The following is a 24,031-nucleotide window of genomic DNA, read 5'->3' as shown; positions in this document are numbered from 1 at the left end:
TCCTCGGTTAGCTGGTTGCCGAACATGTCTTTGCCTGTGGCCGCTTCACCAAGGCCGTTGGCTGCGAGGAGTCCGTATATTCCGTATTCGGTTTTCTGGAGGAGGCTAAAGCCTTTTGTCGTTTTATAGGCATCGAGCGCGTGGTCTGCTGCGTTGAGCCCTTTCGCCGTTTTGTAGATGGCGCTGCCGCCTTTGATGGCCCGGCCGGCCCAGCCGACGACGGGGATGAATCCAGCGGCGGCCATGGCGCCGGCGGCGATTCGTTCGGCATCGGACAGCTTGCGGCCCGTTACTGGATCGACTCCGGTCGAGGCCCTGATTGAATCATAATAACCCGTGAATTCCCCTGTAAAGGTTTTTGTCGTATCCCAGGCCTTTTCGTACCATGGACGGTTTTCGAGTTCTTCCATTTCCTGTTCGATTTTCCGGGCTTCTGCTTGTTCCTTTTTGAAGGTCTGATAGTCTTTCATCTGACCGGCGACTTCATCCTTTACTTGATAGACGTCACTGCTCTTGAATGCCGATTGGTTGAATGTCATCGGCGATATGTTGCCGTCCTGTTTGGTGGCATCAAGCAAGGCACGGAAGAGGCCAACGGCCACGTTTTCCTGCCCGATGGACACATCATATTCCTCGACCAATTGCCGGTCGACATTCTCGACCTTTGTCACGGTGTCATCCAGCCTGTGCCCGGCCAGCGTGATTTTTTCATTAAAGTCCTTTTGGTCGAACATATCAAGGGGCAGGATATCGTCAATGCTATTCAGGATCCTTTGAAGGTCGTTCGCTTGTTCATCGACAAGCGACTTCGCTTGGTTGATGCCGTTTGAGACTTCGCCATCTAAAAAGGGGACCTCGACCACCGTATTTCCGGAGAGGTCCGCTTCTTCCAGACTGGCCGGTATGCCTTCCAAAAAACTGATCTGGGTCGTGAATAGTTCCATCCAGGCGTCCGCCACCTCGATTTGTGCTTCATAGAAGCTTTTGATGGCGGTAGCACCGGCTCCCTGGAACTCGTCATCCAGGCCGACGATGCCCTGAAATTCCTTTTTCAGGGCTGTGACTTCCTTCTTTAGTTCTTCATATTGCTTGGCGCGCGACTTTGTTGCGGCCGTCAATGTCTCGGCTTCATATATCTTCATCGCTGATACCCATGTGAAGACGTATGGGCGATGGCTTCATCCTGTTCTTTTAATAAGTCAATGTTGGCACGGGTATCTTCCACATTTTTCTGGACGATTTTGATATATTGCTCAAAGACCTTCTCCAGGTTCGTTTCGCGATCGATCCATTTCGATGTGAATTCCAATTTATTGTTGCCAAGCTCGCCTGCCGGCAAATTTCCAAGCGTGACTGTACCAAGTGCCGTCTTCACTTGATTGACTTGCTTCGTTACGGCAGGATGATTCAGTTTGATTGTCGTCATTAAAACAACCACCCTTTTAAATATGATATTTTGCTTTCCAATTGATCTATGACGGCTTCTCCTTTGCCTAAAAGAACATCCGCCTCATGTGCTATCGTACCTGCTGCACTCAGAGCCTTTTTCTCTATATTAAGCATCATGATTTTACCGTCGATTTTCTCTTGATAGTCATCATAATCATCATGAATGATCGTTGACATTGCCTTGTATGCATCACTGCGGGCATCTTGAAAGTCTTCTGCACGGTTTCCCGTCCAGCTTTTTGCCAAGTCCGGATTTTTAATTTTAGCTATTTCCCCAAGACAAACATTCTGTTCTTCTTTGATTTGTCTTTTTGCCTGCTCCAAACGATTGATTTTTTCATTCACATCGGAAGTTTTACTAGAGAGGGCAGAGTGAATTTCACTCAATGAATTTGCATACACCTAAAAAATCACCTCAAACATACTATTCTCATTATGTAGACTGTCATATTTTTCATTATTTTTTTATTATAAGGATTATAGTCTTAGAGTTAAATAGGGATAAATAAGCTATTTATGCTAAAGAATTAGGGAATTCAGCCCGCGCGCTCCAATTCCTGATTAGACTTTTTACCCCTACATTTCCATTTTTAAACATAAAGAAAGGGTGCAGGCTGCACCCTCTGAATATTTACTGCATTATTTGAATTCCTTTTCGCCAAATAAATGCGGAACTTTCACCTTTTTCCCTTTTTTATGATTGAAATCAGGTTTTTTAGCTTCGATTTTTGCTTGGTCATAAACAGCTGTGCCGACAATTTCAGCAACATCTTGAAGTTTTTCTTTTGAGATTTTATCAATGGTATCATCAGGAGTATGATACCAAGGTTCTGATGGACTGTGGATGAATAAAGCAGCGGGTATTCCAGCCTCAGCAAATGACACATGGTCACTTCTGCCGCCTTGTCCATATGGAGTCGGCTCACCATTCAGTCTTGTACTTGATGCCTGGGCCAGCTCGGTTACAAGGTTCATTTCTCCATCATTAGTCAAAATGACCAAATCTCCGGCATCCCTGCTTCCTACCATATCCAGATTGAAATTGGCAATGGTCCGCTTGATATCATCATCAGGAAGATTGTCCACATAATGCTGCGAACCCAACAATCCATTTTCCTCTGCCCCAAAGGTGACGAAGCGAATTTCCGTATCTGTAGGAAGATTCTTCAGAACACGGGCAAGTTCAAGGGTGACGGATGTTCCAGATGCATCATCATTCGCTCCGGGTGCCCCCGCGACGGAATCATGATGTCCGGTGATATAAATGAGATCGCTCTTTTTTGCTTTATTGTTCTTTGTTGCTTTTTTCGTTGCCACTACATTATAAGAGGTTTTTTCTCCTGAATGGGCTCCTTCAATTTTTAATGATGCTGTCAATTTGACTCCATCATTCAATTTTTCCAAAAGGGCTTCTCCATCCTTTTTGGTGATCGTGACGGATGGAATAAACCTGTCATTATCCTCTCCGAGTGTCCCGTTTAATTCCCCATCTGCATTATTGAATAGGATGACTCCCGCTGCCCCTTTTTCCGCTGCATTCAATACTTTCTCTGCAAAAGTGAGGTTCCCTCTTTGTATAAGGGCAATCTTCCCTGCAACATCGGTTTCCTCAAGCTCTTCTTTTGTTCCTAAACCGGCATATACAACGTCACCGGATAGGTCCCCATTAACTGAATAGGTTAAATGGTTTGCTTGGATTTCCCCATCAAATCCGGCAACGGATAGCTCGACCAGATTTGGGTCTGTATAAGATAAAAAACTGAACTCTTCGATATCGGCTTTATAGCCATAAGATTGGAATTGCTTTTTGATGAATTGGACGGCTTTATACTCAGAATCCGTACCGGCCACCCGAGGTGTTTGTGAGAGGTATTCAATATTCTTGTAGATATTATCGGCATCGATTCTTTTAATGACTTGCTTGTCCGTGGATGGCTTAGATATCACCGGCGATGAATGCGGTGCTGCTAAAGCGGTGGTTGTCCCCGCTGTCCCGAGTGTCAATGCTGTAATTAATGTTAACGACAGAAATTGTTTTTTCATAGATTGCCTCCCAGTTTAATAGTTTCTACCATTATTTTACAATATATAGAAAATACTAACTAGGTAGGTTTTTCCTAATTTTGCATGTCTAAAGTACCGATTTTACAAATACAAGAAATTATCAGGTGATTTGACCTGTACCAAAAGTCTTTATCCATTCGATACTTTGTCATAATATATAAAAATACCTGTAATCCAAACAGGATTTTCGCACTTTTTCGGGAAAATAATACAGAAGATATTGAATTTTCACAGGGAGAAGGCGCAAAGATGTCGATAACTAAATTCGTGATGCCGGAAGTGATTTTCGGTAAAGGTTCGATTGAACAAGCTGGCGAGGCCTGCTTGCGGCTGGGTGCCAAAAAGGCGCTGATCGTAAGCGACTCCGGGGTGGCCAATGCTGGCTGGTTGGATAAAGTCATTGAATCCTGCCAAGATGCAGGCCTTGCTTTTGCTACCTTCATTGAAATGACGACCAATCCGAAGGACAGGGAGATCGAAGCTGGCTGTTTGACATTTAAAGAACAAGAATGTGATGCCATCATCGGTTTGGGCGGAGGCAGTGCTTTGGATGTTGCCAAAGGGGTAGCCCTTTTAGTAACGAATGGCGGCATCATCAGTGATTATGAAGGTGTTGATAAAGTCCACTCTCCCCTCCCGCCCATGGTGATGATCATGACCACTGCAGGATCGGGTTCGGAAGTATCCCAGTTTTCGGTGATCGTCGATTCATTCCGCGAGAAAAAAATGACGATCATTTCAAAATCACTCGTCCCCGATATTGCAATAGTCGATCCTGCCACCTTAACCACCTTGGGACCGGATTTGACCGCAGCTACCGGAATGGATGTTTTAACCCACGCCATTGAATCCTATATTTCAATCGCTGCGACACCTTTGACCGATGTACAAGCTAAAAACGCGCTTTCCATCGTTTCCCGCCACTTACGCCCCTCTGTTGCATCCAGGCATAATGAGGAAGCAAAAAAGGCGATGGCGATGGCGAGCCTGCAGGCTGGACTGGCTTTTTCCAATGCCATTTTGGGAGCTGCCCATGCCATTTCACATGCCATAGGCGGCAAGTACCTCCTTCCGCATGGGGAAATTAATGCGATACTCCTCCCCCATGTCATGGATTTCAATCGAATTGCCTCACCAAGGCGATTCAGCGAGATTGCAGACATCATGGGCATCGATACACGGGCATTGTCGGAGCAGCAAGCAGGGATGGCTGCCATTCACTTCGTAAGGGAATTATCCCGGGATATAGGGGCTCCCAAGAGTTTAAGTGATGTCGGCATTACGAAAGAAATGATAGATCCGATAGGGATGACGGCTCTAGAGGATGCCTGCATGATCACAAACCCCCGTGATATGTCATTAGAACAGATTAATCAGCTGCTTCTTACAGCCCTATAAGAGGTGAAAAGCATGAACAAACATGAATTGATAGATTTAATGACAGGCGTTAAATCTTCAAAGAAAACATATTACACGGCACTTAAGAAAACCGTGGATCAGCTGAAGAAGAAGAATATGCAGCTTGAAATCATGAATGACATCACAAAAAATATGAATATGGAAATCGACATCCAAGAGATTCTCCGAAATGTTATTGAAAAACTTAAGCAGCTCATTACCTTCGATGACAGTCATTTTGTCATATTGTATGAGGAAGAACCTGCCCTGCTTCACATCTGCCCTAATGGTCACTGCGATCTTGAAATGGATCCCAAAAACCTGTTACACCCTTTTCAGGAATTCTCATCGGCCTTGAAAGAAAAGCAGCCGATTCAGGTGGAAGTTAACCAGTTACCGGACTTCCCAGAAAAGGATCGTCTATTATCTCTTGAGATCGAATCACTTCTATTAGTCCCTTTATACGGAAAAAGTAAAAAAATCGGAATTTGGACTTTCGGCAGGAAGAAAAAGAAAACATGGCATGAAGCTGAACTCGAATTTCTTGAGCAACTATCCAATCAGCTTGCGTTAACTTTGGAGAATGCCCAGCTTTATAAGGAAGTTCTTCATTCCAAACAGGAGTGGGAGGATACATTCAAGGCAGTTGAAGATATGATCATCGTCTTCGATCACAAAGGAACGGTCTATCAATCCAATGATTCAGCCAGGGGCTTTTCCAACTTGGTTCCTTTAATTGAAAAATCGCAAAATCTGATTCAAGATACCTTTTCATTTAATAAGCCAGGGTTTCAGGAAATACTCCTTCAGCATGATACCATCTTGGAAATGCATGCTTACCCGATTCAGAATAAGGAGCATCAAGTATATGGGGTCATTGCTTATTATAAAAATGTCACCGAAAGAAGACAGATGGAAGTCCAGCTATTACATGCCGGTAAACTTGGGGCGATTGGTGAAATGGCAGCTGGGATTGCCCATGAGTTGAACAGCCCATTAACGGCCATTCTTGGTAACTCGCAACTTTTATTACGGAAAACCCCACAGGACAATCCGGATTATATGCTATTGGACGACATTAAGATTTGCGGGGACCGATGCAGGCAAATCGTGAAAAGCCTGCTTACCTTTTCTAGGCAGGATGAGTATAGGTTCCACTATTACTCTATTAACGAGGCCATTCACCAGGTTCTGAACCTATTGAAGTACCAACTTGGGAAGAAGCAAATCTCCCTCCATCTTAGCCTTCAGGAAGATCTTCCTTTCATAAAGGGCAGCCAGCCGCAAATCGAACAGATCATCATCAACTTGCTATTGAATGCCAAGGACGCATTGGATGAGTCCGCGCAAACGGAAAAATCGATTTCGATCACTACCTATTCAGAAAACAAGTTCATGGTGGTTCAGGTGACTGATAACGGAACGGGGATTGAAAAAGAACGCCTGCCCTTCATATTCCATCCCTTTCATACGACTAAAGACCGTGAAAAAGGTACAGGTTTGGGGCTGTCTGTAAGCCTTGGCATCGCCAAGGACCATGGCGGAAAGATCGACGTTTTGAGCACACCAGGACATGGAAGCACTTTTTTCCTGAGGCTTCCCTTACTAACAGAGGAAGAAAGGGGATGTTAAGGTGGTTCATTTACTTGTGGTAGACGATGAGAAAGAGGTTGGGACTTTTCTATCCCGCCTTTTTACGATGAAAGGTTACCTCGTACAAGTTGTGAATAGCGGGAAGGAGTTTCATGAAATCGACTGGAATCAGCAGCGTTTTGATGTCGCAATGATAGATTTGAAGCTTCCGGATTGCGATGGACTTTCCCTCCTGCAGCATCTAAAACAGCTGCAGCCGCGTTGCAAGGTACTGATCATGACTGGATACAGCACCGTCAAGACCGCTGTTGATGCCATGAAACTCGGAGCGAGTGATTACATGGAAAAACCCTTCGTGGATATTGAAGTACTGGAAAGGCAGATTGACAACCTATTGAATGAAAATGAAGCTTTGAACCAGCATTTCATCCATAAGCTTGCCGAGGATTCAGGACTCATTGTCGGTGAAAGTCCTTTAATGAAGAATTTGATTGAAACGGCCTTCAAGGTTGCCCAAAAATCTGTCAATGTATTAATCGAAGGAGAAACCGGAAGCGGGAAAGAAGTGCTTTCACGCTTCATCCACATAGCCAGCCCCCGAAACCATGAACCTTTTATCGGCATCAATTGCGGAGCGATCTCTGAATCCCTGCTTGAAAGCGAATTATTCGGTCATGAAAAGGGCGCTTTCACCGGAGCGACCCAGCTGCGAAAGGGTTTTTTCGAAATTGCTGGGAACGGGACGCTTTTCCTTGATGAAATTGCGGATGCAAGTCCGGCCATTCAAGTCAAATTGCTTCGGGTTTTGGAAACGCGGGAATTCATGCGGGTTGGCAGCAGCGTGACATTACGGACGAACGCCCGGTTAGTGGCGGCCTCCAATGAAAACCTGCAGCAGGCAGTGGACAAGAATAAATTTCGGGAAGACCTATTTTACCGACTGAACGTCGTGACTCTGGATATCCCGCCATTAAGGAGCCGAAAAGAGGATATTCCGTTGCTTGTCCGTCACTTGGTTGAGAGAAATGGTCATGGAGATATCTCATTTTCCAATGAAGCCATTGAAAAATTACAGCAATACAACTGGCCAGGCAACATACGCGAACTATCTAATGTGGTCATGCGCACGCTAACTCTTGCAGACAATAAGTCAGTAATAACCGCCAATGATATCTCACTATCCAACAGCCAGATCACACCTGACAAAAATGTGTTACCAGAGATACAGTCAACAGAAAACCTTCTTGAAGAGTGGCGAAAAAAGCTGGTGGCTGATTTTAATGAGAAGGATGAACTGATGCTTGAAGAAATCCTTACGGAAATCAAACAGCTTCAATCAACAATTGGAAAGGAGCTCGTCATGCAGGCACTGCAAAAAACCTACGGCAACCGGAATGAAGCTGCCAAACGCTTGCAAATATCCATAAGGAAATTGCGTTATATATTAAATGAAAAGAGCCAGACATAATAAAAAGGAGGATGCCCCGTTCCAGGGCTTCCTCCTCTGTTCCTATTCTAGCGTCAATACGATGCGGCCGTTGATTTCTCCGTTTTCCATCATTGAAAACACGTCATTGATTTCATCAAGCTTTCTTGTTTCAATATTCGTTCTGACTTTACCCTCAGCCGCAAATTGAACAGCTTCCTGTAAATCTTTTCTCGTCCCGACGATGGACCCTTTTACAGTCACCCCATTTAACACTGTATCAAAAATCGGGATTGGAAGTTCATCATTCGGCAATCCGACTACAACAAGTGTGCCGCCCCTCTTGACTGAACTGTAAGCCTGTTCGAATGCTTTTTTCGTAACCGCCACAGAAATGGATGCCTGCACGCCGCCAACCTTATCCTTAATGGCCTGTACAGGATCGGTCTTAAGCCCATTAACCGTGTAATCCGCCCCCAGTTCCGTTGCCAGATCAAGCTTATCATCTTGAATATCGACAGCAATGACATTAAAGCCCATCGCTTTTGCGTATTGCAGGGCAACATGTCCCAATCCGCCAATTCCATAAACCGCTACCCAATCACCAGGTTTTGCTTCTGATACCTTAAGCGCCTTATAAGTCGTTACACCTGCACAGAAAATCGGTGATACCTCCGCAAAGTCAAGCCCTTCAGGAACCTTCACCACATATTTGGCTGGTGCTTTACAATATTCCGCATACCCGCCGTCCACGGAATATCCTGCATTCAATTGATCCAAGCAAAGCGTTTCCCTGCCGGTCAGACAATATTCACAATCGCCGCAGGCCGAATAAAGCCAAGGGATCCCAACACGGTCACCCACTTTCAAGGAAGTTACGCCTTCCGCCACCTTTTCTATAATGCCCACACCCTCATGTCCCGGGATAAGTGGAAGCTTGGGTTTTACCGGCCAATCACCATGTGCGGCATGTAAATCGGTATGACACACGCCACAGGCTTTAATTTTCACTAATATCTCACCATATTCCAATTCCGGGATCGGTACTTCCTTTATCTCAAGTTTTTGGTTAAATTCATTGACGACCGCCGCCTTCATTGTCTTGACCTGTTGTTTTGCATTTACAGTGCTTGCCCCTTGTTTTACATTCATGATTACTATTCCTCCCTTAATCTAGTGGATATTATTTCTTGCTACTGCTTACACCAACTACTTAAACTTGCACTACTTAAAATAGTTGCAAGTGCCATGCCACTGCAAAAAGGCCAAGACGACAGCATTCACACAAAAAAAAGTGCCGAAAGATCGGCCCATTTGGACGAATTAACGGCCCAAGTTGGACGAAATCCGGTTTGTATATTGCAGGAAAAATGGTTCACCCTATAAATAGGAGGTGTCTAAAACATGGACCAATTTGAAGAAGCCTATGAGTCATATAAACAGCAGGGAACACCGCAAGCAAACCAAAGTGATTCAGCAGCAGGAAAAGAAGAAATCATCGCCGTAAGGAAAAATGAAGAGGACAATATTATCGCCATCAAGACGGACTCCGGCCGCGAACTCGACTACCCCACAGCCCTTGCGGAAGCCAAAGCTGGCAACCTGGCCAACGTTGACGTCTTTCATAAATATGGACGTGACATATTACGGAGTGAGCCCGATGGGATAAAAGAAAATAACCTGGATCAACTGCCGGAGTTTTGAGTTTTTCGGGGAGACTGCCTGATACGGGCAGTTTTTTTCTATCTGGATGCGCAAAAAAAAGAACCAGCATGATTAGCCGGATCTTATTTTTCATAAGGATAGGATTCAGAGATTTCGAGCAGTCGGCCGCAGGACTCGACAACCTCGATGATTTCCATCCATGACATGTCCAGACCCAGTTCATTAGCATGGGAAATCTTATCCCGTAATTTTCGGATGGCATTCGCATCCTTCCTCCCTTTACTTTTCGAAGGGATTTGGAAGAAGTGCCTCAATTCTTTATCTTTATGTATAATATCGAATTTATCACTGATTTGCAGGCACTCTATTATATTGATATCCTCATTTTTATCGATTCTCCTTTTATATAATTCGGTTGCCTTTTCTAAACGGTCTTCGCTGATCATTGGATACCAGCTGCCATCGCCGAATCTATCCAGGATGATATCGCTCATCCTCATTTCCAATAAGGTAATATATCCGAATATCAGCATCCTGATCGGAGGCTTTTGGAGGTCGGCATGGGTAATCAACATTTTAATTGAATTATTCTCTAGTACGAACACCCTTGTCTTATTCTTAAAAATATGGAGAAGCTGGATCAAAGGGGTTGAATTCGAAACCATTTCCCTTGGTGAGAAGTTTCTCATATATTCAGAAATACTTCCCTCACCTAGTTCTTGCCTTTCGATATATCCGATGATTTCCCCTTGATCTTGGACTGCCAATATATCAAAATTCTTTTTTTTCATTGCTTTCTGGATATCCAGCGCCAGATCGTTTTTATGGCAAAACACAAGCTCCTGGGCAATGCTCTTAACCGTTATATTTTCTTCATAAAGAGTTTTAAGACTCAGATAACTGCTATTGCTTTTTCTTTCGCTTCCATTTAACATCTTTCAACCTCCGATCAGGAACACTTTCTGCCCATTTTCCGCTTTAATAATAGAAATGCATGCGGCCCCCCGCAAATAAAATTCACTTTAGTGGACTCCATCCCATTCATCAAATGCCATCAACTGCATTTCCTGCTGCCGTTTCCACATTCCCTTTTTCTTCCCACCCCTTACAAACATCCACCCAATCCTTGGCACCTGAATATTCAAATAATTCAGCGAGTGTAAGTTCTATTGCAGAGTTTGAACTGCCGCAAGCCGGAAACAATGACTCGAAGCGCTTCATCGATACATCAAGAAAAACAGCTAAATCGTTTGCCAGGCCAAACGGGCAAACGCCTCCGATTGCATGGCCGGTCTGTGCAAGCACTTCATCAGGTGAAAGCATTCGTGCCTTGAAACCGAACGTCTGACGAAATTTCTTATTATCCACTTTCGCGTCCCCTGCGGCAACGACCAAAATCGCGTGTTCACCTTCCCCTTTAAAGGAAAGGGTCTTGGCAATCCGCGCTGGGATAACACCGATGGTTTCCGCTGCCTCAATCACCGTTGCACTAGATGATTCGAACTCCTTTACGTCGCCTTCCCGATTCCATTGTTTAAAATGGCTTTTGACACTTTCGATCGACATATTAATATTCACTCCTTTTTATGTACATATTGAAATAATATCATCCTTCATTGCAATAATTCAAAATCCAATTGTGCTGCTTCATCTGATTGGAAACCTATAAATTAAAACCATTCTTTACAAATTGACGAAACAAGCTTACATGGGATACTATTAATCATCGGGTAAACGCCTGCACGTGGTTCGTAACCATCCCACGATAAAAAACTAGGGAGAGAGTAAAATGAATGTTCGTACACTCGTGATAAACGGGTTATTGGCTGCCTTGTATGTGGCGGTCTCATTGGTGTTTAAACCAATAGCTTTTGAGATGTTCCAATTCCGTGTACCGGAAATGTTGAATCATCTGATTGTATTCAATAAAAAATATATCTACGGTATCGTTGGAGGAGTCTTCATATCGAATCTGCTCTTTTCGCCGATGGTGCCATATGATTTGATTTTTGGGGTGGGGCAATCCCTGCTCGCCTTATTGCTTGTCATTTATGTTTCTCGTTTCATAAAAGGCATTAAAGGACGTATGATCGCTACGATTATCTTTTTCACGTTCACAATGTTTTTAATTGCAATTGAACTGAACCTTGCCTTTGGTTTGCCATTCTGGCTAAGCTGGATGACTACAGCTGTCGGTGAGTTCGTTGTCCTTTTGATTGGAGCGCCAATCATTTATGGAATGAACAAAAGAATTCAGTTTGAAAAGTGGCTTTAAAAGGAATCTTCGCGCCGTTAAGCCACTATAATGGAAAAGAGCTGTCTGCATGATGCGGCAGCTCTTTTTTTTCACCATTGAACTCGAAAATGATAAACTATTAGTAAGAATGGTGGTGGCCCTTTGAAAAAAGTCCTGACCATAATCGGTCTACTTGTAATCGCAATTTTTATATACTCTAATGCAGAACTGTTCACTTTGGTTTGGAAAAGTGATTTGGATTCTGTGATTGGCATATTGAAGGAAAATCTTTTGCTTACATTTATTGTGACATTCGTATTGATGTTTGTACAAAATTCTTTTACAATCATCCCCTTAATTTTGCTCCTGACCATCAATGTCACGATATTCGGATTCATATATGGCTATCTATGGAGTTGGTTTACAAGTGTTGTTGCCTCAGGATTCATTTTTTATGCAGCAAGAAACTGGTTTCAGGAGCTTCTTTTAAAGAAGATTGGTGAAAAGTGGCAAGAATCTGTAGTGGAGCATGGCTTCATGTACGTGTTTACAGGCAGGATTTTCCCGCTTATCCCCACAAGCTTAATTAACTTGGCAGCCGGAGTCAGCACCGTCACTTTCAAAGACTTTTTATTGGCGACGGCACTTGGCAACCTTATATACTTTTTCTTCCTATCACTGATTCCCTATGGGCTGCTATCTGTTGAAATGAACCAATATACGCTAGCTGCTCTTGCACTCCTCTTCTTACTATTCTTCATGATCTATAAGCGTGCAAAAAAGAAGAAGAAACTAACCTTCTTCAGAAAAAACAGGTGACCACATTGGCCCCTGTTTTTTTTATTTAGAGATTCTGCATATATTTTTTTCCGATAGTTTGTTAAAATGTGTATGTAATTTTACCTTTGAAATGTCTTAAAATCAGGGAGAATCTCCATGTCCAAACGCTCCATCTTAGCAATATATATCCTATCCGGGATTCTTACATTAGTCGTATTCGACTATTTTTTAACTACAAATATCCATAATAAAGAGGTCTTCATTCAACTCCAAAGGGCGGAAGGCATTGTTTTCCTTTTATCAATAGGCTTAATTCTATATCTTTATTTAGCTAAAAAGGAAGAATTCAAACGATTAAAAGAGGCGGAACAACGTCGGCGCACACTCATCAATTCAATGGTGGATTTCGTTAACTTCAAGGATGGGGATGGCCGATGGCTTGAATCCAATACCTTCGGGCTGCAATTATTTCAATTGGAGCATGTAGATTATAAGGGAAAAAGAGACAGTGAGCTCGCAGAATACACCGAATTTTATAAAGAATCGTTGATCTACTGTGAAATTTCCGATGAAGAAACGTGGGTAAAGGGGGAAATTACTAGGTGCGAGGAAATCATCCCTCTTCCCGATGGCAATCACAAGACCTTTGATACGATTAAAGTTCCCCTGTTCAATGAAGATGGTTCACGTAAAGGCTTAGTCGTCATTGGCAGGGATATATCTGAAAGAGTTGTCGCGGAGAATCAATTATTTGATAGCGAACAACGCTATAAATCATTGTTTGAGCACAACCCTTATCCAATGCTGATGCTTGATTTAAATGGAATGATCACGACCGTGAATCCAAGGTTTGAAACGGTAACAGGCTTTCAACAGGAAGAAATACATGGCGCTTCATTCATTAATTTGAATTTTTCAGCAGAAGACGCGGAATTGATCCGTACATCATGCCAATATGTCATGGAAAACCAAAAGGGGATCAAAAAAGGGAAAGATATAGAATTCCTGACGAAGTACGGGAAGTCCATCTTACTTTCTTGTACGTTTGTCCCGATGATGGTTGGCGAGGATTTAGTCGGAATCATTACTTATGCTAAAGAAGTCACTCAAATTCGAGAAACCGAAGCACGCTTAAGAAGAACCGAAAAATTATCGATAGTCGGCGAACTTGCCGCAAGTGTAGCCCACGAGGTACGAAATCCGCTGACTTCTTTAAAAGGTTTCGTCCAGCTGCTTAAAAAGAGCGACCATCCCTATGAACAATACTACACGATCATGTTGAGTGAATTGGACCGGATCAATCTTATTGTAAGCGAGTTACTCGTTCTGGCAAAACCACAGGAACTTCCATTCAGCAAACATCAAATCATCGACCTGATGAATGATGTCAAAACCTTGTTGAAACCAGAGGCGGACTCGTACCCCACCCAAATATCAATATCTGTCAAAAATGAAATACCGCTTCTATTATGTGAGGGAAACCAATTAAAACAAGTTTTCATAAACATGCTCAAGAATTCCATGGAGGCATCCGCCGACCACATTTGGATTGATTTCGAACGAATGAACAATAACCTTTCCATCACCATCAAAGATAATGGAAGCGGAATAGAAAAAAACCGCATAAAACATCTTGGAGAGCCTTTCTATTCTTCAAAAGAAAAAGGAACCGGATTAGGACTGACAGTCAGTTGCCGAATCATTGAGGCGCATCGGGGAAAGGTCCGGTTTAACAGTGAACTGAACCAAGGAACCGAGGTCCAAATCATTCTGCCCATATAAATATGAATTTCGAGGACAAGCCTGAACCTTGTCCTTTTTTTGCAGGATTCAAAACCATCCTATTTTAACAGGGAGGTGAAGAAATCCTTTATATTCCCAAAGAATGACACCGTCTCAACAGGTTGTTTCCCATTAATCTGGCCTCCTGAATCATTGGATGTTTCGCTCTCCGTCATACCAGCTGTATTCGTTTGCGCTGCCTCAACTTCCCCCTCTTTTGATTTGACATCATCCACGGTTTCTTCCTCATCCATTTCAACATCGATATCCTTTTCGAAAACAAGGACGTAAGTACGACGCTCCCCATCCTTTGAAACAGTAACGGAAATGGCCGTTTTCGCTTTATCCTTGATCTTCACTTTTGCACTGCTCGCACCGTCATATTCAATTGTTGCTCCGCTGGCATTTGTCGTTGCATTCATTTCGACTGAAGAAATATCATTATCGACCTCGATATGATAGGTATGCTCATTAGATTCAAAAGATTTGTTCCATACGCCGGATGATACCCTCAGGCTGTTCAACACTGGTCCATTATTGCCTTCCTCGCCTAAAGAATCTGCGGACGTTACTTTCTCAACAGAATCCGTTTTCACTTTTTGTGTTGAAATACTTTCAATTTGCTGTGCAATTACACCACTGCTTGGCTTTTGATTATTGGAGGATTCCGCTGATGTTAAAGATGTTTTACTCCCCTTATCCGAGGATCCTGCTGATGGTAAAGATGATTTATTCCCCTTATCCGAGGAAGGTTGGGCTTTACTCGTTCCTGTTGAGGGCTCCTTTTGAACTTCATCCTCTTTTAGAGCAGCTTTCGATTCCGTTTCCTTTGAAGCGGCTGCAGCCCGTGTAATCGTAAGTGTATATGTTTTTTCATCACCATTTTCCGCTGTAACGGTTATCTTCACCATTGTCTTACCGACTGGAAGGGTAACCTTTACACCTGCACTGGTTGCATCCTTTCCATTTACCTTTACAATTGCCTTACTGTCACTCAATGTCGGAGTTACCGTAACCGACTGGACTTCATTTTCAACTGAAGCATGATAAGCTGTCACTTTAGAATCGAATGTTAATGAGCCTTTTGATAATCCAATCGATGTTAAAAGGTTATCATCACTTTCATGTTTTTCGACCTTGAGAGTATAGGTTACGGTTTCATTTTCCCCATCGCTGACGGTGATTACAAACGTATTCATGCCAGTTTGAAGAGTTAAATCCTTCAATTTACCATCTGTCATTTTGAAACCATTCACATATATGGCTGCATTCTCGTTAGGGCTTGCTGCAAGCAAGGTGATCTTTTCCACATCATTCCCCACTGTTGAACTATAGTCGTGTACATCTTCTGTAAATTTTTGATCCAGTGCCATACCCTCAATCTCTAGCTTTGAAAGACTATTTACCGTTTGTGCCTCTTTCAAAATGACAGAAGTGCCTTCCGCAGCTTTTGCCGCTGACATATAAGTGGGTGTTCCCATCCCCACAAGGGAACCAACCAAGATCACCTTCACACTTGTTTCTTTTAATCCCTTCTTCATCAAAACCTATCCCTCCAAATTCCTTAAACATGATAGGCTCAGATTACTAAAGGAACCTTAATTATTTCTTAATGGAGTTTATATCAAAAGGAGGATGCCTATTTGGTATAAACTTTATGCAAAGTGGAATTCCCACCACTTATTTATGGCTATACTGGAGTCGAAGGCAAAACTAAAACTAAAACTTATTGTTCTCATTTTCTAGCGAACCTCTTAAACTGCCTTTAGATAACTAAATTATTTTCACTGTTTTTTCACATTTTCCTTTTATAATGGGCTTACATAATCGGATGAAAGGATGATGGCACACCAAGATGAAAAAATATTTATGGCTGGTAGTCAGCCTATTCAGTTTGCTTTTATACCCGGCAATGGCTTCCGGTCATGCTACAGTAATCAGCTCTAATCCTAGCCCGAATGAAGCGATGGATACTCTTCCTGAAAAGATCACCATTCAATTCAGCGAGAATATACAACCAGCTTTTCATTCGCTTGAGGTATTCAGCCAAGATGGAGAAAAAATTCAAACTCAAGACAGTACAATCTCTGAACAGAGTGAAAAAATACTGGAAGCTAAGTGGAAGGGCAGGATCGATGAAGGGATTTACTATATTAAATGGAGAGTGGTTTCGAGTGATGGCCATCCCATTGAAGGAACAATTCCCTTTCAATTCGGAGATTCGGCCGGCCTATCAGATCAAAATAATTCCGAAGTGAATGAAAGTTTTCCGAATTCCATCAACGTTATGCTGCAAAGTCTACAATACATATGCTTCGCTGCCCTTACCGGAATCCTTTTTTTCAGATTATCGCTAATGAAGGATTCTCGACTTTTTGAAGCCAGCAGAAGAACCCGTCTATACCTTTGGCTTGCATATTCTGGTTTAGCATTTTCCATCTTCTGCAGTCTGCCTTTAAGAGTTACGATCGATGCTGGGGTAGGTTGGACCGATGCATTTAATGTTAGTTATATAAAGGAAGTATTGAATGCTACAAACTTTGGAACGATCTGGATCATGGAAATTCTAATATTGCTGCTTCTATTTTTAGTAATTTATTTCATGCTCGAGAACTCATTGAATAAATCACTACCTATCATTTCATTCATCATAATTGCCAGCTTGATGATTTGTAAGGCTTTCACCGGACATACAGCAGCCGTTCCCAATCAGGCTCTGGCCGTTTTGATGGATTTCCTTCATTTATTGTCCATGGCTTTATGGCTCGGCGGCCTTATGGCCTTATTGGTGATTTTACCTGGGCTTGCAGATCGGCAGGCAGTCCAAGAAGATAAGAAAACCTTTTACTGGTCGATCATTCAAAGGTTTTCCAAATGGGCATTTCTGTTTGTAATCATCCTGATTATTAGCGGAATATATAGCAGTTTACAGCATGTACCAACTATCCATTCAATGTTTAACACAACATATGGCCAATTGTTACTAGCGAAAATCGGTCTCATGTTAATCATGATCGTTTTAGGCGGCTTTCATTTTCTCAGAGGGAAAAAGCAAACGAAAAAACTTGGTTATAGTGTGGGAATGGAGTTTGGTTTAGGAATCGTCATCCTTCTCATTGCAGCTTTATTGACAAATGTCCAAACTGCCATGTCTTCTCCCGGCCCCATTGAAAAAACGGTACGGACTGAAGAAAATAACGAGGTTACATTAATGGTGACGCCAAATGAAGTCGGGGATAACCTGATTCAAGTAAATCTATCCAATGAAGGCAAGCCAATTGCTGAAATAGAGCAGCTTACGATCACGATGCAGCCATTGGATACGCCACGCGGTGAAATAAAGCTGCAAATGAAGGAGAAACAAACAGGGACATTTACATCAAAGTCTATATTAACCATGCCAGGAAAGTGGAATATCCATGTTCATGGATTGACTGAAAGCCTGGATTCAATCAATGCTGATTTTATAATTTTCATAGGGAATTCATAACTAGGAGGGATTTATACAAATGAAAAACATTTCAAAGCTACTTATTTTTACATTTGCTGCATTATTAATTTTTTCGGGTTCAGCATATGCTCACGTTACGGTCAAGCCTAGTTCATCTGCACCTGAGGCGTGGGAAACTTATACAATTAAAGTACCCGTAGAAAAAGAAACTGCCACTACAAAGGTGACTTTAAAAGTACCTGAAGGGGTTACTTTTGAAAGCTATCAGCCTGTACCGGGATGGAAAGTAACGACAGAAGGTGACAAAGATGGGCATGTAAAAACGGTAACTTGGGCAGCAACTGACAAAGGAATAGCTGCTGGACAATTCCAGCAATTCTCTTTTGTAGCACAAAATCCCAAAGAAGAAACGAATGTTGCCTGGGATGCATTTCAATATTACGAAGATGGTGAAATTGTTGAATGGAGCGGTGAAGAAGGCTCAGACCTACCGCATTCTGTAACGGAAATCACGGTTGCACCCAAGGCTGATGCAGAACCTGCGGACCATGGTCACGAAGATGAAGCTGACACTAATGATTCCACGACACCTGACAATTCAAAGGATGCAGCAACAACAGAAGGTGATGGCAACCAAACGCTGATCATTACCCTGGCTGTCACATCATTAATTCTTTCCATTGTAGCGCTTTTTGCAGCTCTAAGGAAAAATAAAAAATAATCATTATGGAAGGTGCCCCAAAAATTGAGGCACCTTTTTTCTCTAATATTCCATGACCACCGATTTACTCGGTAACTTTAGATTTTCTGATTCTATCGTAATCTTAATCGATTTTTCAGCTCTTTGTTCCGTAATCGTTAAGTTAAGCAGTCCATTTCCCTGCGCTTTTTTGCTTATTCCCAGATCTTCCGTACTTTTCACCAGCTGTGCATATAATTCCGCTTCAGTTAAATTGCGCTCAAATTCTTTTTCAGCAATCACTTTCAAGAGAGCTGCCGCACCGCTTACATGAGGCGTAGCCATTGACGTTCCGCTCAACCTGGCATATTTATTTCCTGGATACGTAGAGAGAATATCAACCCCTGGCGCCACCAAGTCAATTTCATCATTCGTATTTGAAAAATCCGCTAAATTTCTGCTTAAATCCACAGCCCCCACTTCCACTACCTCGGGATATGCTCCTGGATAATCCAATTCATCCGTTTCATGACGCCCATCACCGCTATTTCCAGCTGCACAAACAACAAGGATATCGTTCTGAAGGGCCTTTTGAATGAGTTTGTGTTCAGTCTCATCGGGAGGTCCGCCAAGCGAAAGTGAAATAACCGAAACCTTTTCTTCATTTGGTCCCCGCCAATTGATGGCATACTCTAGAGCACCATTAATCCAATCAATGTCGCCTTGTCCTTGACCATTTAGTGCCTTTAACGCTAATATGCTTGCTTTCGGAGCCACTCCCACTACACCAGCATTATTAATGGCAGCAACAACCGTACCGCTAACATGTGTCCCATGTCCGTTATCATCTTGATAATCCCCGGTATTGGTAAAATCCTTCCCGCCAATGATTCTTTCCTTGAGGTCTGGATGTCCCTTGTCAATGCCTGTATCAATGACGGCAACTACCACGCCCTCACCATAACTGCTTTTTTCCCAAATTGCCGGTGCTTTCACAAGCTCGACACCCTCAGGAATCTTCTCTTTCACCGTTTCCATTACTTCAAGAACTTTGTAAGGTATTAATCTTTTTTCTCTTGTCATTTGATTACCCCTTCCTTCGTTCAATAAGTTAAACTGCCATCAGTGCAGGGATTTCATCCCGTCTGGTTGCCGTCTACCGTTGAAAGAGATGAGATCAAAAAACTCTTCTCTCTTATATATACCAGATTTATGAAAATAAAAAAGAAGTTTTTGGAAAATTCCGTCTAAATGACTACTTTTTATTTCTTTTTGTGTAATTATCTGGTACTCTCTCATTATAGAACAAATGTTCGTTTAATACTACACTTTTTTCTCATTTTTTTCCCAAGCACGCACTTTTCCAATAAAAAAGAAGCGACTCCGAATCGAGTCAGCTTCCAAGATGTTAAGCTGCACCGCAGCATTTTTTGTATTTTTTCCCGCTTCCGCATGGACAAGGCTCATTTCTGCCAATGACCGGTTCTGCATGAACATGCGGCATTTTAGCTGCCTTTGCACTTTCCGTGATAATTTGCGTGCCTTTTTCCTTCATTTGCTGATACCGCTGTTTAAATAACTCCATTACATCTTTACTGTACTTCAGCGTATCTTCCGCGATATCCATCGCCTTTTGCTTCGAAATATTATAATCCTCCAGGACGAATTGATTATCCCCGAAAGAAACCCTCACTCCAAAATGCTGTCCCGCCTGTTTATTGCCTTTAAGCTCCTCAACGAATTCAAGGTATACTTCCTGGCAATCACAAGTCTGATGCATGCAATAATAATCATATATCCAATACGATTTATCTTCGTATTTACTCTTTAAAGCAATGCCATCCTCAACGCCAAACACATCCAAATATTTTATCGCTTTTCCATCGAGTATCTCAAATGGATCAATCGTTCTCATCTATAGACACATCCTAATTCATCAAAATTTATTCTTCCTTTGTATTGTACAACCTAATTCATCAATCGTCACTTGAAACGAAGGCTGACAAAGTCAAATCCCTTTCAGTAAAAGCATAATTAAGGAAGCCTTATTGAATGCAATAAAAAAAAGCTGCATCAGTGTCTATAAACTGATGCAGCCCCTAATCCTCAACCGATCCATGTGGTCAATTCATCAATCGGTGTTTTCTTAGCAGGTTTCGGCTCCATGTCAGGATAACCCAAGTATATGAAAGCCAATACCTCTCCCTTAGAGGATAAATTGAAAAATTCACGGACCTTGTCATGATAAGTTATTTTCCCCGTTCTCCATACTGCTCCCAAACCTAGAGAATGTGCTGCAAGAAGCATATTTTGGATGGCACTGTTCACAGCCGCATATTCTTCTGCCACGAGGACATTATTCTTATCACTAGGCTCTATGCCCACTGCGATGATGACTGGAGCCCTTAATGGATTCTTTTTTTGCCTTTCGAGCTTGCTGATTAAACTTTCGGGGGTATCATCAGCATTTTCGATTCTTGTTATTTCTTCGAATACCTGCCCAAGTTTATTTCTTCCTTCCCCTGTCAAAACAAAAAAACGCCAAGGCTCCGTCCGATGATGATTGGGTGCATATGTTCCGGCTTCAATGATTTGCTCGATCATTTCTTTAGGAACCGGATCTTGCTTAACGATTCCAATGCTTCTTCTCGTTTTTATAGCCTCGATAGTCTCCATATTATCTCCCCTTATCCCTTTATCTCTAATAGCTTCTGTTTCAGTTCATTTTCCATTGACGCCAATTCCTGTTCAGCTTGACGGCGTTTATGCCTGCCTTCTTCTTGAATCCGCATGGTCTCCTCAAGCGTGGATATCAAGTTGGCTTGAGTTTTCTTTAATGTTTCTATATCGACAAGTCCGCGCTCATTTTCTTTTGCGGTTTCAATGGTATTCGTTTTCAGCATCTCGGAGTTCTTCAATAACAAGTCATTTGTAGTCTTGGAAACCTGTTTTTGTGCTTCTACAGCATGCCTTTGCCTGATTAGGGTCAGTGCAATCGCAACCTGGTTTTTCCAAAGTGGAATGGCTGTCATGATCGAAGATTGGATTTTTTCGACTAGTGCCTGATTCGTGTTTTGGATCAGCCTGATTTGCGGTGCGCTTTGGATCGTGATTTCACGGCTCAACTTCAAATCATGAAGCCTTTTATCCAACCGTTCAGCAAATTGCAGCATATCATTTACTTCTTGAAACTTCATTTGATCATTACTTGATTCAGCGGACTTCCTTAGCTCCGGAATCGTTTTCTCATGGATTTCTTCGAGTTTGATTTCCCCAGCTGCAATATAGACATTCAATGCCTGGAAATATTCCTTATTCGTTTCATATAGCTTTTCGAGAATTACGATATCCGATAACAGGATATTCTTGCTCCGATCGAGTTTTACACTGATTCGGTCGATTTGGGCACCGGTTTTTTGATACTTGGATAGCACCTCCTGTACAGATCCCGAGAGCTTCCCGAACATACGCGCAAAAAATGAGGGCTTATCCGGTTTTAACTCATCCGGGCTGAGTTCGTTTAACTTTTTCATTAAATCATTGATAATGCTGCCCACTTCACCCACATCTTTTTTCTGGACATGCTCAAGCATGGAATTAGAAAAGGTCAGGAGCTTTGATTGGGCGGGTGTACCATAGGATATCATTGCCTGATGATTCGTTGGGTCGATTTGTTCGGCAAGCTGATAAGCCTTTGCCCTGTTCTCTTCAGGAATGACATCAATCAGTTTAACCGGTTTCGCTTCCTGGGAAGATACTTTCTCAAGCTCCTGCACCCCATCAAATGGATTGGCTAAAAGGTCATCGATCAAACTGGCGTTATTCGTTTTATTCAACAGGTTTGGATCATTGTTATTCATTTTAACCTCCTGCTTTCATCAATTACTTGTGACTCTTTTCTAGTTTTAATGGATTGCTTAGCAACATCCAATTCGAAGTTAAGGTTATCGATATCATCGGCAATCACTTTATATAAATCCTTTTCTATCGTATTAGTGAGTTCCTTTAAAGTTTTACGAGTCTCCGTTAAGGAAAGTTCGAGTTCCCTATTCTTTTTTGGCTGCTGTGCTAGAAAAACATATTTCTCCGCAAGCTCCATGGCAGAATCCAGATGCGAGTAATAAAACTGTTCTGCCTGATAAAACCGCTTCGGTTCTTTTTTTGTCAGACTGTATATTTTCCTGATCATTTTAATCATCTCTTTCCTCTGTTTAAAAGAAGAGATATGCCTGACCGAGATTAGTGCTTTTTGCACCCTCCATATCTTCGGTTTTGCTTCGATTAAATTTTTCTTTATATATTGATATTCTTTTCTCGTCAATTCATGTTTTTTGAGGTATCTTGATGAAAAATATACGGAACTCAGCCAGTATGCAAGTCCCCCTCCTGCTAAAGATATGACAACGGACAGGGCAAACGGTTGATTCAATACGAAATAGCTAACCATCCAAACCGGCAAAACCATTGGAAATGCAATCAATATCGGAACAAAATCAGCAAGAAATCGATTCATTATCATTACACTCCTGACTTACACTCTTTTCTTTATATACGGATTATCCTTGGAATTGGTTTCAAGATGAAAAAAAGAATTTCTCCTATCCTAAACGATATAGGAACCGGATGGTTTCTGCAAATTTATTGAAATTTTTTCTGTGAATTACCTCTTCTTCCCATTCATATGGGCTAACGCCTAGTCACTTCACCGGAACTGACATAAGTTATAGGGTATCCATCCTGATTTTAAAAAGGAGAGTTGACCATGAATTCATACGGATTTTATCCTTATCCACAACAAAATGGAAATCATCAGTACTTTGAACCAAATTTCAACCCATACTTCCAACAGCCTGAACGATTTGATTATATGCCACAGCAAGATTGGAACTTTCAGCAGGTACAAGAAAATCCATATAGCCAGGTGCCAGACCAATTCGATATTGAAAGGCAGCCTCAACAACTTGAAAGAAGAATCCGGGAACTTGAGCGTCAAAACGAGCGTCAAACGAGGGAACTCAATCGGCAGAACCAAGAAATCACGCGGATAAATCGTGAAGTGAACCGCATTAACCAGGAAATCACCAGGCTAAGTCAAGCGGACCAGCGACATACGAATAGGTTAAACAGACTGAATCAAAGACTTCGGGCCGTGGAAAGAAACCTTAACATCCCCTTCACCGCAACAGATGATGGTTTTTAATGAAGGAAAGGCAGGAGCTCATTGCGAGCTCCCGCTTTTTCATTTGAGATTTAATCAAACGATTGATTAATCTTCAAAGGTTCACCAAACCCTTGTCCAGGGTTACAAAGCTTTACGATTTCACTATTGTTTTCGCCGCCTTAAATGTGAATCCTGCTACTTGCTTTAAAAAAGTAGTTACAATACTGATCTGCAAAATAAAAAATAGGAATCAGCCATATTCCCGCTGAATTCATCAAGTTATTTATAAGAAAATGACTGTTTTCACATACTTTGTTGCTATTTACCAAGTAGTGAGGTGTGGTTGA

22 protein-coding genes, 1 pseudogene and 1 riboswitch are annotated in these 24,031 nt (G+C 42.2%); of the genes and pseudogenes, 10 read left to right on the top strand and 13 right to left on the bottom strand.

Features of this window, described 5'->3' with window-relative positions:
• From ADA55_RS17450 to ADA55_RS17435, 4 genes are all read right to left on the bottom strand, one after another.
• On the bottom strand, window positions 1–1,142 hold a 1,142-nt coding region (locus tag ADA55_RS17450), incomplete at its 3' end, for a ribonuclease YeeF family protein (RefSeq protein WP_048686216.1).
• Window positions 1,139–1,426 (bottom strand): YwqI/YxiC family protein, encoded by a 288-nt coding sequence (locus tag ADA55_RS17445; RefSeq protein ID WP_048686214.1) that lies wholly within the window; start codon window positions 1,424–1,426, stop codon window positions 1,139–1,141. The genes ADA55_RS17450 and ADA55_RS17445, both read right to left, overlap by 4 nt.
• Complete coding sequence (locus tag ADA55_RS17440; RefSeq protein WP_048686212.1) at window positions 1,426–1,851, bottom strand: YwqH-like family protein; 426 nt, start codon at window positions 1,849–1,851, stop codon at window positions 1,426–1,428. The genes ADA55_RS17445 and ADA55_RS17440 overlap by 1 nt, the downstream gene beginning before the upstream one ends.
• Before the next feature lie 237 nt (window positions 1,852–2,088).
• Window positions 2,089–3,492, bottom strand: a complete 1,404-nt coding sequence (locus ADA55_RS17435; RefSeq protein WP_048686210.1) for a M28 family peptidase — start codon at window positions 3,490–3,492, stop codon at window positions 2,089–2,091.
• Window positions 3,493–3,762: 270 nt separating this feature from the next.
• On the opposite strand from ADA55_RS17435, the gene ADA55_RS17430 reads away from it, so the two are divergent.
• The 3 genes from ADA55_RS17430 to ADA55_RS17420 are packed head-to-tail and all read left to right on the top strand — an operon-like array spanning window position 3,763 to window position 7,972.
• Entirely contained in the window at window positions 3,763–4,911 is a 1,149-nt protein-coding gene (locus tag ADA55_RS17430; protein ID WP_048686208.1) for an iron-containing alcohol dehydrogenase, read from the top strand.
• A 12-nt stretch (window positions 4,912–4,923) separates the two neighbouring features.
• Window positions 4,924–6,543, top strand: coding sequence for a GAF domain-containing sensor histidine kinase (locus ADA55_RS17425; RefSeq protein WP_048686207.1), 1,620 nt, complete (start codon window positions 4,924–4,926; stop codon window positions 6,541–6,543).
• A gap of 1 nt (window position 6,544) precedes the next feature.
• Window positions 6,545–7,972, top strand: a complete 1,428-nt coding sequence (locus ADA55_RS17420; protein WP_048686206.1) for a sigma-54-dependent transcriptional regulator — start codon at window positions 6,545–6,547, stop codon at window positions 7,970–7,972.
• Between the two features lie 42 nt (window positions 7,973–8,014).
• On the opposite strand, the gene adhP is transcribed toward ADA55_RS17420, so the two are convergent.
• Entirely contained in the window at window positions 8,015–9,028 is a 1,014-nt protein-coding gene (adhP, locus tag ADA55_RS17415) for an alcohol dehydrogenase AdhP (RefSeq protein WP_048686219.1), read from the bottom strand.
• 306 nt (window positions 9,029–9,334) lie between these two features.
• On the opposite strand from adhP, the gene ADA55_RS17410 reads away from it, so the two are divergent.
• On the top strand, window positions 9,335–9,634 hold the full coding sequence (locus tag ADA55_RS17410) for a DUF3892 domain-containing protein (RefSeq protein ID WP_034306021.1): 300 nt from the start codon (window positions 9,335–9,337) through the stop codon (window positions 9,632–9,634).
• Window positions 9,635–9,717: 83 nt separating this feature from the next.
• On the opposite strand, the gene ADA55_RS17405 is transcribed toward ADA55_RS17410, so the two are convergent.
• Together ADA55_RS17405 and ADA55_RS17400 are read right to left on the bottom strand one after the other, a co-directional pair.
• Window positions 9,718–10,530 (bottom strand): hypothetical protein, encoded by an 813-nt coding sequence (locus tag ADA55_RS17405; RefSeq protein ID WP_048686200.1) that lies wholly within the window; start codon window positions 10,528–10,530, stop codon window positions 9,718–9,720.
• Between the two features lie 109 nt (window positions 10,531–10,639).
• The gene (locus ADA55_RS17400) at window positions 10,640–11,161 is read right to left on the bottom strand and encodes a YbaK/EbsC family protein (RefSeq protein WP_048686199.1); all 522 of its coding nucleotides are present in this window, start codon (window positions 11,159–11,161) and stop codon (window positions 10,640–10,642) included.
• A 172-nt stretch (window positions 11,162–11,333) separates the two neighbouring features.
• Window positions 11,334–11,378: riboswitch (PreQ1 riboswitch) on the top strand.
• A gap of 6 nt (window positions 11,379–11,384) precedes the next feature.
• Between ADA55_RS17400 and ADA55_RS17395 the strand changes: the two genes are divergently transcribed.
• The 3 genes from ADA55_RS17395 to ADA55_RS17385 all read left to right on the top strand — a co-directional run bounded on the left by ADA55_RS17395 (window position 11,385) and on the right by ADA55_RS17385 (window position 14,393).
• Window positions 11,385–11,870 carry a QueT transporter family protein gene (locus tag ADA55_RS17395; RefSeq protein ID WP_048686195.1) on the top strand — a complete coding sequence of 162 codons (486 nt, stop codon included), beginning with the start codon at window positions 11,385–11,387 and terminating at the stop codon, window positions 11,868–11,870.
• A gap of 123 nt (window positions 11,871–11,993) precedes the next feature.
• A complete protein-coding gene (locus tag ADA55_RS17390) occupies window positions 11,994–12,650 on the top strand; it encodes a TVP38/TMEM64 family protein (RefSeq protein WP_048686193.1) in 657 nt (218 codons plus the stop codon).
• A gap of 117 nt (window positions 12,651–12,767) precedes the next feature.
• Window positions 12,768–14,393, top strand: a complete 1,626-nt coding sequence (locus tag ADA55_RS17385) for a PAS domain-containing sensor histidine kinase (protein WP_048686191.1) — start codon at window positions 12,768–12,770, stop codon at window positions 14,391–14,393.
• Window positions 14,394–14,452: 59 nt separating this feature from the next.
• On the opposite strand, the gene ADA55_RS17380 is transcribed toward ADA55_RS17385, so the two are convergent.
• On the bottom strand, window positions 14,453–15,934 hold the full coding sequence (locus ADA55_RS17380; protein WP_048686189.1) for a cadherin-like beta sandwich domain-containing protein: 1,482 nt from the start codon (window positions 15,932–15,934) through the stop codon (window positions 14,453–14,455).
• Between the two features lie 314 nt (window positions 15,935–16,248).
• Between ADA55_RS17380 and ADA55_RS17375 the strand changes: the two genes are divergently transcribed.
• Window positions 16,249–17,883 (top strand): copper resistance CopC/CopD family protein, encoded by a 1,635-nt coding sequence (locus tag ADA55_RS17375; RefSeq protein ID WP_048686187.1) that lies wholly within the window; start codon window positions 16,249–16,251, stop codon window positions 17,881–17,883.
• A 19-nt stretch (window positions 17,884–17,902) separates the two neighbouring features.
• Window positions 17,903–18,565 (top strand): YcnI family protein, encoded by a 663-nt coding sequence (locus tag ADA55_RS17370; RefSeq protein ID WP_048686186.1) that lies wholly within the window; start codon window positions 17,903–17,905, stop codon window positions 18,563–18,565.
• A gap of 42 nt (window positions 18,566–18,607) precedes the next feature.
• Here ADA55_RS17370 and ADA55_RS17365 read toward each other — a convergent pair whose 3' ends face one another.
• From ADA55_RS17365 to ADA55_RS17345, 5 genes and pseudogenes are all read right to left on the bottom strand, one after another.
• Complete coding sequence (locus ADA55_RS17365) at window positions 18,608–19,606, bottom strand: S8 family peptidase (protein WP_034306043.1); 999 nt, start codon at window positions 19,604–19,606, stop codon at window positions 18,608–18,610.
• Window positions 19,607–19,931: 325 nt separating this feature from the next.
• Window positions 19,932–20,009, bottom strand: a pseudogene (locus ADA55_RS31440) (SEC-C metal-binding domain-containing protein); the annotation flags it as partial.
• Between the two features lie 620 nt (window positions 20,010–20,629).
• On the bottom strand, window positions 20,630–21,199 hold the full coding sequence (locus ADA55_RS17355) for a nitroreductase family protein (RefSeq protein WP_048686185.1): 570 nt from the start codon (window positions 21,197–21,199) through the stop codon (window positions 20,630–20,632).
• 11 nt (window positions 21,200–21,210) lie between these two features.
• Window positions 21,211–22,383, bottom strand: a complete 1,173-nt coding sequence (locus tag ADA55_RS17350; protein WP_048686182.1) for a toxic anion resistance protein — start codon at window positions 22,381–22,383, stop codon at window positions 21,211–21,213.
• Window positions 22,380–23,036: a 5-bromo-4-chloroindolyl phosphate hydrolysis family protein gene (locus tag ADA55_RS17345; RefSeq protein ID WP_048686180.1), complete on the bottom strand. Its 657-nt coding sequence runs from the start codon at window positions 23,034–23,036 to the stop codon at window positions 22,380–22,382. Before ADA55_RS17345 ends, ADA55_RS17350 begins: the two co-directional genes overlap by 4 nt.
• 354 nt (window positions 23,037–23,390) lie before the next feature.
• On the opposite strand from ADA55_RS17345, the gene ADA55_RS17340 reads away from it, so the two are divergent.
• On the top strand, window positions 23,391–23,723 hold the full coding sequence (locus ADA55_RS17340) for a hypothetical protein (RefSeq protein ID WP_034306570.1): 333 nt from the start codon (window positions 23,391–23,393) through the stop codon (window positions 23,721–23,723).
• Window positions 23,724–24,031: the final 308 nt, after the last annotated feature.

Source organism: Bacillus sp. 220_BSPC, from assembly GCF_001054655.1.
GTDB lineage: Bacteria > Bacillota > Bacilli > Bacillales > DSM-1321 > Peribacillus > Peribacillus frigoritolerans.
The sequence above is the reverse complement of the archived record's forward strand: the minus strand, read 5'-3'. Positions and strand labels throughout refer to the sequence as shown.

Excerpts from the sequence above, each read along its gene's own strand:
- ADA55_RS17410 (WP_034306021.1), top strand. The coding sequence starts at position 9,335 with ATGGACCAATTTGAAGAAGCCTATGAGTCATATAAACAGCAGGGAACA.
- ADA55_RS17345 (WP_048686180.1), bottom strand. The coding sequence starts at position 23,036 with ATGAATCGATTTCTTGCTGATTTTGTTCCGATATTGATTGCATTTCCA.
- ADA55_RS17370 (WP_048686186.1), top strand. The coding sequence starts at position 17,903 with ATGAAAAACATTTCAAAGCTACTTATTTTTACATTTGCTGCATTATTA.
- ADA55_RS17400 (WP_048686199.1), bottom strand. The coding sequence starts at position 11,161 with ATGTCGATCGAAAGTGTCAAAAGCCATTTTAAACAATGGAATCGGGAA.
- ADA55_RS17395 (WP_048686195.1), top strand. The coding sequence starts at position 11,385 with ATGAATGTTCGTACACTCGTGATAAACGGGTTATTGGCTGCCTTGTAT.
- ADA55_RS17435 (WP_048686210.1), bottom strand. The coding sequence starts at position 3,492 with ATGAAAAAACAATTTCTGTCGTTAACATTAATTACAGCATTGACACTC.
- ADA55_RS17405 (WP_048686200.1), bottom strand. The coding sequence starts at position 10,530 with ATGTTAAATGGAAGCGAAAGAAAAAGCAATAGCAGTTATCTGAGTCTT.
- ADA55_RS17380 (WP_048686189.1), bottom strand. The coding sequence starts at position 15,934 with ATGAAGAAGGGATTAAAAGAAACAAGTGTGAAGGTGATCTTGGTTGGT.
- ADA55_RS17365 (WP_034306043.1), bottom strand. The coding sequence starts at position 19,606 with ATGACAAGAGAAAAAAGATTAATACCTTACAAAGTTCTTGAAGTAATG.
- ADA55_RS17340 (WP_034306570.1), top strand. The coding sequence starts at position 23,391 with ATGCCACAGCAAGATTGGAACTTTCAGCAGGTACAAGAAAATCCATAT.
- ADA55_RS17375 (WP_048686187.1), top strand. The coding sequence starts at position 16,249 with ATGAAAAAATATTTATGGCTGGTAGTCAGCCTATTCAGTTTGCTTTTA.
- ADA55_RS17430 (WP_048686208.1), top strand. The coding sequence starts at position 3,763 with ATGTCGATAACTAAATTCGTGATGCCGGAAGTGATTTTCGGTAAAGGT.
- ADA55_RS17385 (WP_048686191.1), top strand. The coding sequence starts at position 12,768 with ATGTCCAAACGCTCCATCTTAGCAATATATATCCTATCCGGGATTCTT.
- ADA55_RS17355 (WP_048686185.1), bottom strand. The coding sequence starts at position 21,199 with ATGGAGACTATCGAGGCTATAAAAACGAGAAGAAGCATTGGAATCGTT.
- ADA55_RS17350 (WP_048686182.1), bottom strand. The coding sequence starts at position 22,383 with ATGAATAACAATGATCCAAACCTGTTGAATAAAACGAATAACGCCAGT.
- ADA55_RS17445 (WP_048686214.1), bottom strand. The coding sequence starts at position 1,426 with ATGACGACAATCAAACTGAATCATCCTGCCGTAACGAAGCAAGTCAAT.
- ADA55_RS17425 (WP_048686207.1), top strand. The coding sequence starts at position 4,924 with ATGAACAAACATGAATTGATAGATTTAATGACAGGCGTTAAATCTTCA.
- adhP (WP_048686219.1), bottom strand. The coding sequence starts at position 9,028 with ATGAAGGCGGCGGTCGTCAATGAATTTAACCAAAAACTTGAGATAAAG.